11 protein-coding genes and 1 pseudogene are annotated in these 10,617 nt (G+C 72.7%); 10 read left to right on the top strand and 2 right to left on the bottom strand.

All coding sequences use genetic code 11. The annotated features are described in order from the left end of the window. Positions 1-16 precede the first annotated feature (16 nt). On the top strand, positions 17-775 hold the full coding sequence (locus tag CP970_RS03310; protein ID WP_055547080.1) for a thioesterase II family protein: 759 nt from the start codon (positions 17-19) through the stop codon (positions 773-775). Positions 776-843: 68 nt separating this feature from the next. On the opposite strand, the gene CP970_RS03305 is transcribed toward CP970_RS03310, so the two are convergent. Further along, a complete protein-coding gene (locus CP970_RS03305; RefSeq protein WP_055547088.1) occupies positions 844-1,413 on the bottom strand; it encodes a GNAT family N-acetyltransferase in 570 nt (189 codons plus the stop codon). Positions 1,414-1,531: 118 nt separating this feature from the next. On the opposite strand from CP970_RS03305, the pseudogene CP970_RS03300 reads away from it, so the two are divergent. From CP970_RS03300 to CP970_RS03275, 6 genes and pseudogenes are all read left to right on the top strand, one after another. Next, positions 1,532-1,612, top strand: a pseudogene (locus CP970_RS03300) (aspartate 1-decarboxylase); the annotation flags it as partial. Positions 1,613-1,625: 13 nt separating this feature from the next. After that, positions 1,626-1,964: a GNAT family N-acetyltransferase gene (locus tag CP970_RS03295; protein ID WP_055547078.1), complete on the top strand. Its 339-nt coding sequence runs from the start codon at positions 1,626-1,628 to the stop codon at positions 1,962-1,964. Further along, the gene (locus CP970_RS03290) at positions 1,958-2,620 is read left to right on the top strand and encodes an aspartate/glutamate racemase family protein (RefSeq protein ID WP_055547076.1); all 663 of its coding nucleotides are present in this window, start codon (positions 1,958-1,960) and stop codon (positions 2,618-2,620) included. Before CP970_RS03295 ends, CP970_RS03290 begins: the two co-directional genes overlap by 7 nt. A gap of 668 nt (positions 2,621-3,288) precedes the next feature. Then, the gene (locus CP970_RS03285) at positions 3,289-3,468 is read left to right on the top strand and encodes a hypothetical protein (RefSeq protein ID WP_055547074.1); all 180 of its coding nucleotides are present in this window, start codon (positions 3,289-3,291) and stop codon (positions 3,466-3,468) included. Positions 3,469-3,600: 132 nt separating this feature from the next. Continuing rightward, the gene (locus CP970_RS03280) at positions 3,601-4,581 is read left to right on the top strand and encodes an acetylxylan esterase (RefSeq protein ID WP_055547072.1); all 981 of its coding nucleotides are present in this window, start codon (positions 3,601-3,603) and stop codon (positions 4,579-4,581) included. Between the two features lie 120 nt (positions 4,582-4,701). Then, on the top strand, positions 4,702-5,961 hold the full coding sequence (locus CP970_RS03275; RefSeq protein ID WP_055547070.1) for a transglycosylase family protein: 1,260 nt from the start codon (positions 4,702-4,704) through the stop codon (positions 5,959-5,961). Between the two features lie 28 nt (positions 5,962-5,989). On the opposite strand, the gene CP970_RS03270 is transcribed toward CP970_RS03275, so the two are convergent. Then, positions 5,990-7,114: a DMT family transporter gene (locus CP970_RS03270; protein ID WP_224058194.1), complete on the bottom strand. Its 1,125-nt coding sequence runs from the start codon at positions 7,112-7,114 to the stop codon at positions 5,990-5,992. A 237-nt stretch (positions 7,115-7,351) separates the two neighbouring features. Between CP970_RS03270 and CP970_RS03265 the strand changes: the two genes are divergently transcribed. The 3 genes from CP970_RS03265 to glgC are packed head-to-tail and all read left to right on the top strand — an operon-like array spanning position 7,352 to position 10,596. Then, positions 7,352-8,137: a ferric iron reductase gene (locus tag CP970_RS03265; RefSeq protein WP_063806076.1), complete on the top strand. Its 786-nt coding sequence runs from the start codon at positions 7,352-7,354 to the stop codon at positions 8,135-8,137. A 48-nt stretch (positions 8,138-8,185) separates the two neighbouring features. Next, complete coding sequence (gene glgA / locus CP970_RS03260; RefSeq protein WP_055547068.1) at positions 8,186-9,355, top strand: glycogen synthase; 1,170 nt, start codon at positions 8,186-8,188, stop codon at positions 9,353-9,355. A 20-nt stretch (positions 9,356-9,375) separates the two neighbouring features. Continuing rightward, positions 9,376-10,596 carry a glucose-1-phosphate adenylyltransferase gene (gene glgC / locus CP970_RS03255; protein ID WP_055547066.1) on the top strand — a complete coding sequence of 407 codons (1,221 nt, stop codon included), beginning with the start codon at positions 9,376-9,378 and terminating at the stop codon, positions 10,594-10,596. Positions 10,597-10,617 lie beyond the last annotated feature (21 nt).

Genomic DNA, 10,617 nt, shown 5'->3' with positions numbered 1-10,617 from the left:
GAACGGACGATGTGACATGACAGTTGCCGACAGCAGTGACCTCTGGCTCCGCCGCTACCACCCCGCGCCGGACGCCCCGGCCCGTCTCGTGTGCTTCCCGCACGCGGGCGGATCCGCGAGCTTCTACTTCCCCGTATCGGCCGCGCTCCAGAACGACAGCGACGTGTCGATCCTTCAGTACCCCGGCCGCCAGGACCGCAGGAACGAACCGCTCGTGGACGACATCGGTCAACTGGCCGACCGGATAGCCCCCTTGATGGCGCCGCTCTTCGACCGCCCCGTCGTGTTCTTCGGGCACAGCATGGGCGCGATCGTCGCGTACGAGGTCGCGCGGCGGCTCCAGGACAGCGGCCACACGCCCGCGAGCCTCTTCGTGTCCGGCAGGCGCGCCCCGTCGACGCACCGCGCGGAGAAGGTCCACCAGCGGGACGACGACGGGCTCATGGCCGATGTGAAGGCGCTCAGCGGCACCGACACCCAGGTCCTCGGCGACGAGGAGATCCTGCGGATGGTGCTGCCCGCCATCCGCAGCGACTACCGGGCCATCGAGACGTACGGCACCGAGAACGGCACCGTCGACAGCGCGATCACCGCCCTGATCGGCGACAAGGACCCGAAGTCGACGGTCGAGGAAGCCGACGCGTGGCGGGCCCACACGACGGGCGACTTCCGCCTCCAGGTGTTCGACGGGGGCCACTTCTTCATCAGCTCCCGCGCTCCGGAGGTGATCGAGGTGCTGCGCGAGGGGCTGCGCGGCTCCGTCGCCGTCGGCTGAGCACGTAGAGCGCGGCGGCGGGGGCCGGACGATGTGGTCGTCCGGCCCCCGCCGCGCGGTCGGTGGCGTCAGCCGGGTACGTGGATTTCCTGCCACTGCTCCAGAGTCATCGCGTACTCGACGGTGCGCAGGTCGGACCCCGGCGGCAACTCGTCGGCGTCCGTGAGGAATTCACGGACGTGCCGCAGTCCGAGACCGGTGAGCGTCGCGTGCGACGCGGTGTTGGCCGCGGCCGACATGGCGCAGATCCGGGTCAGCCCGAGGTCGTCGAACCCGTGCCGGAGCAGCTCACGAGAGCCCTCGCTGCCGAGCCCCTGCCGCCAGAGGCGCCGCAGTATCTTGAACCCGAGTTCACCCTCTCCCGGCGCCGGCTCCTCGTCGTGGCCACCCGGCGGCCGCAGCAGCCAGTACCCGGCGAAGTCCCCCTCGACGAACCCGGCCCAGTACCCGAGGCCCGGGGCGCGGTCCGCGTCGGCGAGGTTCCCCCGGAGCGCCGCCTCCACCTGCTCGCGGTGGCGGGCACCGCCCAGGTGACGCATCACCTCCGCGTCGGCGTCGAGCTCGAGCTGATATTCCAGATGCGCGTCGGTCAGCGGGGTCAGCCGGAGCCGCTCGGTGCGCAGGATCACTTGGTGCATGGCGCTGAGCATCTCAAACGGCAAGTTGAGTGATCAAGGAAAATCTGTCCCATTTCGAGTGTGCCCGCAGCACGCTCACGCGCGCGGGCGCGGAGCGCCGCCGCGTGCGTCCGTCGAGCACCTCGCGCACCCCGGCGATAAGGTGATCATCATCAGCTACGCCCAGGTCGAGGACGCCGAGGCGCGGGTGCCCAGGGTGTGAGGAGAGTTCGATGACCGAGATCAAGGACGACCGGGCCCGGGGTGTACTCGAAGCACGCGAAGGCGGTGAAGTCGTCGGCCACATCGTCTACTTCATGTTGGACGCGCCCGAGGCCGCGCTCGTGCCGGTGCACACCGAAGTGGCGTCCGCGCACGAGGGCAAGGGCATCGCGGGGGCGCTGGCCGCCGAGCTGTACGCCCTCGCCGAGCGGGAGGGTCTCGCGGTCGCGCCCCTGTGCCCGTACGTCGTGAAGTGGGCCGAGCGCCACCCCGACCAGGCGCCCGCCGCGTCCGACGCGCTGCTCAGGGCCGCCCTGGACAAGGTCAGGACGGATCCGTCGGCATGGTGACGCTGGGTCTTCTGCACACGTCGCAGGTGCATGTGCCGGTCTTCGACGCCTTGCGCGACGAGCACCGGCCCGGGCTCGAACTGCGCCACTACGTGGACGAGTCGCTTCTCGAACGCGCGCGGCAGGAGGGCCCGGACGCGGTCGCCCCCGACGTGCGGGCCGCGCTCGAACAGGCCGTGGCGGCCGGGGCGGGTGCCGTGCTGTGCACCTGCTCCACCATCGGTGGCGTCGCCGAGGCCGTCGGCGCGGGCGGCGTTCCCGTGCTGCGCGTCGACCGGCCGATGGCCGCGGAAGCGGTCGCCGCGGGGCGCCGGATCGTCGTCCTTGCCACGGTCGAGTCCACGCTGGGCCCCACGGTGGCACTCGTCGAGGAGGAGGCGCGGCGGGCCGGACGCGCCGCCGAGGTGCGCCCCGTCCTGGTGGAGGGCGCCTGGGAACTGTTCGGGGCGGGCGATGCTGATGGGTACGCGCGTTCGATCGCGCAGGCCGTCGCGGCGGTCGACGACGCCGACGCGATCGTGCTCGCGCAGGCGTCTATGGCGGTGGCGGAGGATCTCGTGCGGGAGGCGAGGGGAGCGCGGGGGGCAGGGGGAGCGGGGGCATCCGTGCTGTCCAGCCCCGGGCCCGGGTTCGCGGCGGCGGCGCGGTTGGTGTGACGGTTCGGCCGGTGGCGCGGGCAGGGACGCGGGCCGGGAGGCGGTCCGGTGCGCTCGTCCGCGTGTGCCTGCCCGCGTGTGCTCGTCCGCGTGCGCTCGCCTGCTCGGGCTCGCCTCCGCGCGGGCCTGGTCGAATGAGACCGGAACGCTGTCCGGTGCGCCCGCCCGCATACGCCTGCCCGCATACGCCCTCCCGTGTGTGTTCGGTTGAGCCGGATCGGTCGCGTGCGCTCGCCTGCTCGGGCTCGCCTCCGCGCGGGCCTGGTCGAATGAGACCGGAACGCTGTCCGGTGCGCCCGCCCGCATACGCCCGCCCGCATACGCCCTCCCGCGTGTGTTCGGTTGAGCCGGATCGGTCGCGTGCGCTCGCCTGCCCGGGGTCGCCTCCGCGCGGGTCCGGTCGAATGAGGACCGCGCTCGCCCGCCCGCCCGGGACCGGTCGCGTGCGCCCGCCCGGGCTCGATCGCGCGGCCCCAGCCGAATGAGGGCCTGGACGCTGTCCGGTGCGCCCGCCCCGCGCAGGCCCGCCCCGCGTAGGCCCGCCCCGCGTAGGCCCGCCCCGCGTAGGCCCGCCCCGCGCAGGCCCGCTCCAATGATGGAACGCTTGGGAGCGAGGGCCTCGGGTACGCGGGGGTGAGGCCGACTGAACCACTGGCTGGAGGACCGCAATGACCCATCCGTATCCCGATCCCGCGCCGCCGAAGCCGCTGCCCGACCCGGACCGGCCCTTCCCCGACCCGGATCCCGTGCCGCGGCCCGAGCCGCTGCCCTCGCCCGAGCCGTCGCCGATCCCGCAGCCGCCGGGCCCCGAGCCGACGCCCGAGCCGCAGCCGGGACCACTCTCCTGACGATGTGCCCGGGCCGTCGAAGGGACGGCCGGGCAGGCGCGGGCGGAGGCCGGTAGGGCAGGCCCCCGCCCCGCGGCGCGCTCCCGGCGTAGCGTGGTTCGCCCGAGCCCGCGTACCGAGGAGGAGCCGCCCGTGCCCCATTTCGACCTGCCTCTCGATGAACTGCGCCGCTACCGGCCCGAGTTGACCGCGCCCGACGACTTCGACGCCTTCTGGGAGAAGAGCCTCCTCGAAGCGCGTCAGTTCGACCTTGACGCACGGTTCGAGCCCGTGCGGCTGCCCCTGCCGGGTGTGCGTGTGTTCGATGTGACGTATGCGGGGTTCGGCGGGCACCCCATTAAGGGATGGCTGATTCTGCCCGCGGGGGCCACGGCCGACGAACCCTTGCCCGCCGTCGTCGAGTACATCGGATACGGAGGCGGGCGCGGCCTCCCGCACATGCATCTGCTGTGGGCCGCCGCCGGGTTCGCGCACTTCGTGATGGACACCAGGGGGCAGGGCAGCGGGGGACCGGCGCAGGGCGACACCCCCGATCCGGTGGGCAGCGGGCCCGCCCACCCCGGGTATCTGACCCGCGGCATCGAGGACCCGCACGAGTACTACTACCGACGCGTCTTCGTCGACGCGGTGCGGGCGGTCGACGCGGTCCGCGCCCACCCCCTGGTGGACTCCGCACGGATCGCCGCGCTCGGCGCGAGCCAGGGCGGCGGCATCACCCTCGCGGTCGCCGGACTCGTCCCCGGCCTCACCGCCATCGCGCCCGACGTGCCGTTCCTCTGCGACTTCCCGCGCGCGGCCACCCTCACCGACCGGCCCCCGTACAGCGAGATCGGGCTCTATCTGAAGGCGCGCAGGGGCGGCGAGGAGCGGGTCTTCCAGACCTTGTCGTACTTCGACGGCGTGCACTTCGCGGCCCGGGGCCGGGTGCCCGCGCTGTTCTCCGCGGCGCTGCAGGACCAGACGTGCCCGCCCTCGACGGTGTTCGCCGCCTTCAACGCGTACGCGGGAAGCGAGCGTTCGATGGAGGTGTACTCCTTCAACGATCACGAGGGCGGCGGCCCCTACCAGCAGGGAGTGCAACTCCGGTGGCTGTCGGACCACGTGAGGCAGTGAGACGTTCAACTCCAGTCCCGTGTCGCGGTCTTGTCAGCCCTTTGCGGACCCGCTAGCTTGCGGGCTTGTCGTGTGTCCGAGGTGTGCAATCCGTGATGACGTGTGTCTGAGGGGGCTCCCATGGCCGTACGTGGTCGGCACCGCCGGTATCAGCCGAACCGCATCAACCGCGCGTCGCTGACCGTCACGGCGGGCGGTGCGGGCATGGCGCTCCCGCTGACCGTCGCGGGCACCGCGGGCGCGGCCGACGTCGACACCTGGAACAAGGTCGCGGCCTGCGAGTCCACCAGCAACTGGAGCATCAACACCGGCAACGGCTTTTACGGCGGGCTGCAGTTCACGCAGTCCACGTGGGAGGCGTACGGCGGCACGGCCTACGCCTCGCGCGCCGACCGGGCCACCAAGGCCCAGCAGATCGCCGTCGCCGAGAAGGTCCTCGGTGCGCAGGGCCCCGGCGCCTGGCCGGTCTGCTCGGCCAGGGCGGGCCTGACGCGCGGCGGCGGCACCCCGGACGTGACAGCGGACGTGACCCCGGCCGTCACGCCGAAGAAGGCGCAGACGAAGCCGAAGCGTGACGTCAGGGACGTCAAGCCGGAGGTGACCCCGCAGTCCGCAGCGGGCAGCGCCGAGATGTACAAGGTGGTGCGCGGCGACACCCTCTCGGGGATCGCCACCGACCGTCGGGTCAGGGGCGGCTGGCAGCAGCTGTACGAAACGAACCGCCGCGTCATCGGCGGCGACCCCGACCTGATCACGCCCGGGCAGCGGCTCTCCGTGCACGGCGGCGGCCAGGGCAAGCGGCCCGCGTCCGACGCCACGGCACGTGAGCGGGAGAAGGCCAAGGAGCGGGCCGAGGACCGGGCGAAGGAGCGGGCCAAGGACGCGGCTCGGGAGAAGGCCAGGGAGAAGCCCAAGGAGAGTCACAGGGAGAAGCCCAAGGAAAACCACAAGGAGCAGGCCAGGCCCGCCACTTCGGCCGCCGCCTTCGCACCCGTGGCCGCCTCTCCCAGCACGCCCTACCGCGCGGCGGGCGGCTCCTGGTCGAAGGGCTATCACACGGGCGTCGACTTCCCCGTGACCACCGGCACTTCGGTGAAGGCGGTCGCCGCGGGCCAGGTCGTCTCGGCGGGCTGGGGCGGCAGTTACGGCTACCAGGTGGTCATACGGCACGCGGACGGCAAGTACAGCCAGTACGGCCACCTCTCCGCGCTCTCCGTGAAGGCCGGTCAGAAGGTGGGCGCCGGGCAGCGCATCGCACGCTCCGGTTCCACGGGCAACAGCACGGGCCCGCATCTGCACTTCGAGGTGCGGACGGGGCCCGGCTTCGGTTCCGACATCGACCCGCTGGCGTACCTGCGGGCACGGGGCGTGCGCATCTGACGCTGTCCCGCCGCCCGGCAGGGTCCGGTCAGGACCCGATCCGCTGCCCCTTGTGCAGCGGATGCCGGGTCAGCGTGCCGCGGCGCGTCCGGAGCATGGCGTGCTGCGCGGGGAGCGCGGGCAGCGGGTTCACCGGCGGCCTCGGAACGGGCGCGGAGGCCCGGCCGGGAGCGTCCTGCGACGCACCCTCACCGGCGTCGGCGGTCCGCATCGGCACGGTGTCCGCGGTGGCCGTCGGCGCGGCGTCCCGCGAGGCCGCGGACGCGGTCTCCGGCGCCGTCACCGGGGCCTCGGCCACCGTCACGCTCCGCACCGCGACGGTGTCCCCGAGCCGCTCCGTGGTCAGCAGGATCAGGCCGCCCGCGGCGACGACACCGCAGCCGAGCGCGATGACCGTGCCCGCGGTGCCGTAGCGGAAGGATTCACCGAACAGTGTGAGACCGACGGCCGCGGCGACGACCGGGTTCACGACCGTCACCGTCGACAGCGGCGCCGCGAGTCCGGCGCCCCGGTAGGACGCCTGCGAGATCAGCACACCGGCCGCCGCGAGCACCGCGATCACACCGAGGCTCGGGAGCTGCTCGACCAGCGCGACGTCCCGGTCCCAGTCGACCGCCACGCTCTTGGTGAACACCGAGGCGATGCCGAACGCCGCACCGGCCGCGCAGGCGAGCAGCACGCTGCGCACCACCGGGTGACGGTGCACCGCGTGCGCGGCCACCATCAGGGCCAGCACGCCGCCGCCGGTGATGAGCGCGAGCATCATGCGCTCGGCCGCGTCCAGGGTCCCGGAACCGGAGGTCGAGGTGAGGGAGAGCAGTCCGGCGAGGCCCACCGTCGCCATGATCGCGCCGCGCCACGCGGTGGCCCCGGCCTTGCGGCGTACGAAGAGTGCCGCCATCGGCAGGGCGAAGACGATGGTCAGGGCGCCCAGCGGCTGTACCAGGCTGAGCGGGCCGTAGGCGAGGGCCACCACGTGCAGGAGCGCGCCCAGGCCGTTGAGACCGATGGCGGTCCACCAGATGCCGCGGCGCAGCGGTGCGTACCGCCGGTCCGGGGTGGACGTCGCCACGCGCTCCTGGAGGATCGCACCGCCCGCGTACGCCACGGCGGAGACGAGGGAGAGCGCCACGGACAGCGCGAGGGCACTCATGAGGTGCTCCGCGGTGTGCGGTACGCGCGGTGATCCCGGCGGGACGAACGATCGGCTTCCATGCATACAACGATGCCTCGCGAAGCGGCTCACGTCGTCGTACCTGAGCAGGCAATGGGTCCTACTCCCGATGGAGTACGACCAGGCCTGAGTCCTCCCCTGGAGGGGGTACCCCCTAGGGACGGAAGTGGCGGACCCGGAGACCGCGGGCCCGCCGGGACTTGCTGTACTGCTGTCGTGACCACCCACATCGACCTGGCAGAACTCGGCTCCGTCGGCGGTTTCTTCGCTCTGCGCGAGGGGCTGCCGATCGTCAGGGGTACCGCTCCGTTCGCGCAGGTGTACGCAGCGGCACCGACACCCCCTTACCCGCCGGTAGGAACGGCCCGCGCCGAGCCCCCCGAGGGCCCCGGCCGCGATCCCCTCGCCTTCCGCGTCGACAAGGTCGGGCGGCGGCTCGGAGCGCCCGAGGAGCGCATCGCGGTGTCCGTGGCCCAGCTCGGGCTCGCGGCCCGCCTGTGGTCCGTGACGCTGGGCTCCGCCGCCCTGTACGGCGCCGTGCCCGACCTCGACCCGGCGCTGCTGCGCTGGGACGCCGACGGCACCTCGCCCGACGACCTGTGGCTGACGGAACTGCGCCTCCTGCCCGGCGACCCCGGCACCATCAGGGACGTCGTGCAGCACGGACACCTGGCGCCGCTGTCGGCCGCGCTGCGCGCCCGGTACCGGATCTCCGCCGGGCTGCTGTGGGGCAACGCGGGCTCCGCGCTCGCGGGCGCCGTGCGCGAACTGCACGCCTGGGCGGCGCGCACCGGCCGCGCCGACGTGGGGGAGCGGGCGCTCGACCTCGCCGCCGCGCTCTTCGACCACCCCGCACTGCGCGGCACGGGCACGCTCGAAGGCACCGCCTTCCGGCGCCGTAGTTGTTGCCTCTACTACCGGTGCCCCACGGGCGGTGTGTGCGGCGACTGTTGCTTCGAACGGCCGCCGCAGCGGTCTTCCCCCGGGGCGTCGTCTGGGTGACCATGAGGGGAGCGCGGCCGACCTCAGGCGGACGACGGAGGGTTCTACGTGAAAGTGGGACTGCTCACCCGGGAGTACCCGCCCGATGTCTACGGCGGAGCGGGCGTCCATGTCGAGTTCCTCGCGCGGGAGTTACGCTCCCTCGCCGATGTCGATGTGCACTGCTGGGGAGAGGGCGGGGAGGCCGACGGCGTCCGGCGGCACCAGTCCTGGCCCGCGCTCGACGGCGCCAACGACGCGCTGCGCACCTTCTCCGTGGACCTCTCGATGGCCGCGGCCCTCACCGGGTGCGACCTCGTCCACTCCCACACCTGGTACGCCAATCTCGCCGGTCACGTCGGCAAGCTCCTGCACGGCATCCCGCACGTGCTGACCTGCCACTCCCTTGAGCCCCTGCGGCCCTGGAAGGCGGAGCAGCTCGGCGGCGGCTACGCCCTGTCGAGCTGGGCCGAGCGCACGGCGGCCGAGGCCGCGGACGGGGTCGTCGCGGTGTCGGGCGCCATGCGCGACGACATCCTGGCCTGCTATCCGGCCATCGACCCGGCCAAGGTGCGCGTCGTCCACAACGGCATCGACACCGACCTGTACCGGCCCGACCCCGGCACGGACGTCCTGGCGCGGCTTGGCATCGACCCCGGCCGCCCCTACGTGCTCTTCGTCGGCCGCATCACCCGGCAGAAGGGCGTCCCCCATCTGCTGCGCGCCGCACGGCAGTTGGACCGTGACGTACAGCTCGTGCTGTGCGCGGGAGCGCCCGACACCCCGGAGATCGACGCGGAGTTCCGCACGCTCTTCGAGGAGCTCAGCCGCACCCGCGCGGGCGTGCGGTGGATCCCGCAGATGCTGCCGCGCCCCGACATCGTCCAACTCCTCACCCACGCCGCGGTGTTCGCCTGCCCCTCGGTGTACGAACCACTCGGCATCGTCAACCTGGAGGCGATGGCCTGCGGCACCGCCGTCGTCGCCTCGCGGGTCGGCGGCATCCCCGAGGTGGTCCAGGACGGCACCACGGGGCTGCTCGTGCCCTACGAGCACAAGGACCCCGAAGGGTTCGAACACGACCTGGCGCTCCTCCTGAACAGGGTCGCCACCGACCCGGAGCGGGCCGCGGCGATGGGCGGCGCCGGGCGCTACCACGTGGTCAGGGAGTTCGGCTGGGACGCGATCGCCCGGCGCACGGTCGAGGTGTACGAGGAGATCCTGCACGCCGACAGTTAGCCCACAAGTAGGAGGCCGGGATGCGCGGTGGACCTTCGGTGCTGGGAATCGTGCTCGCGGGCGGGGAGGGCAAGCGGCTGATGCCGCTCACCGCCGACCGCGCCAAACCCGCCGTCACGTTCGGCGGGACGTACCGCCTCGTCGACTTCGTCCTGTCCAGCCTCGTCAACGGCGACATCCTGCGCATCTGCGTCCTGACGCAGTACAAGTCGCACTCCCTGGACCGCCACGTGACGACGACCTGGCGCATGTCCAGCCTGCTGGGCAACTACGTCACCCCCGTGCCCGCCCAGCAGCGCCTGGGACCACGCTGGTACTCGGGCAGCGCCGACGCCATCCTGCAGTCCCTCAACCTCGTCCACGACGAACAGCCCGACTACATCGCGGTGTTCGGCGCCGACCACGTCTACCGCATGGACCCGCGGCAGATGCTCAAGCAGCACATCGAGAACGGCGCCGCGGTGACTGTCGCGGGGATCAGGGTGCCGCGCGCCGACGCCTCCTCCTTCGGCATCATCACGCCCGCGCGCGACGGGACGAAGGTCGAGCGCTTCCTGGAGAAGCCGACCGACCCGCCGGGCCTGCCGGGATCCCCGAACCAGGTCTACGCCTCCATGGGCAACTACCTCTTCACCACCAAGACCCTCGTCGACGCCCTCCAGCAGGACGCCGAGGACCCGGACTCCGTGCACGACATGGGCGGTTCCATCCTGCCGCTGCTCACCGAGCGCGGCCTCGCCCAGGTGTACGACTTCGACGAGAACCACGTGCCGGGCGAGACCCCGCGCGACCACGGCTACTGGCGTGACGTCGGCAGCCTCGACTCGTACTACGAAGCGCACATGGACCTGATCTCCGACCACCCCGTCTTCAACCTGGACAACCGGCGCTGGCCCATCTACACCCACCCGGGCGGCCTGCCGCCCACCAAGTTCTGCGCGGGCGGCATCGCGGGGGAGTCGATCGTCAGCCCCGGCTGCGTCATCCGCGGCCAGGTCACCCGCTCCGTCCTCTCGCCCGGCGTCAGCGTCGAGGAGGGCGCGGTCGTGCAGGGCTCCGTGCTCCACGACAGCGTGCGGGTGGGGCGCGGCGCGGTGGTGCGGGGCGCCGTGCTCGACAAGAACGTCGACGTACCGCCGGGGGCGACGATCGGGGTCAATCCGGAGCGGGACGAGGAGCTCTACACCGTGTCCAAGGGGGGCGTGATCGCGCTGGGGAAGGGGCAGATCGTGCCCGGCTGAGGCGGGAACGGGAACGGCGGC

The organism is Streptomyces kanamyceticus (assembly GCF_008704495.1).
GTDB classification, from domain to species: Bacteria; Actinomycetota; Actinomycetes; order Streptomycetales; family Streptomycetaceae; genus Streptomyces; species Streptomyces kanamyceticus.
Note: the sequence above shows the minus strand (reverse complement) of the source record. Positions and strands in the feature narration are given on the sequence as shown.

Bases quoted from the DNA above. Each gene is read 5' to 3' on its own strand.
- CP970_RS03310 (WP_055547080.1), top strand. From the start codon at position 17: ATGACAGTTGCCGACAGCAGTGACCTCTGGCTCCGCCGCTACCACCCC.
- CP970_RS03305 (WP_055547088.1), bottom strand. From the start codon at position 1,413: ATGCACCAAGTGATCCTGCGCACCGAGCGGCTCCGGCTGACCCCGCTG.
- CP970_RS03295 (WP_055547078.1), top strand. From the start codon at position 1,626: ATGACCGAGATCAAGGACGACCGGGCCCGGGGTGTACTCGAAGCACGC.
- CP970_RS03290 (WP_055547076.1), top strand. From the start codon at position 1,958: ATGGTGACGCTGGGTCTTCTGCACACGTCGCAGGTGCATGTGCCGGTC.
- CP970_RS03285 (WP_055547074.1), top strand. From the start codon at position 3,289: ATGACCCATCCGTATCCCGATCCCGCGCCGCCGAAGCCGCTGCCCGAC.
- CP970_RS03275 (WP_055547070.1), top strand. From the start codon at position 4,702: ATGGCCGTACGTGGTCGGCACCGCCGGTATCAGCCGAACCGCATCAAC.
- CP970_RS03270 (WP_224058194.1), bottom strand. From the start codon at position 7,114: ATGAGTGCCCTCGCGCTGTCCGTGGCGCTCTCCCTCGTCTCCGCCGTG.
- glgC (WP_055547066.1), top strand. From the start codon at position 9,376: ATGCGCGGTGGACCTTCGGTGCTGGGAATCGTGCTCGCGGGCGGGGAG.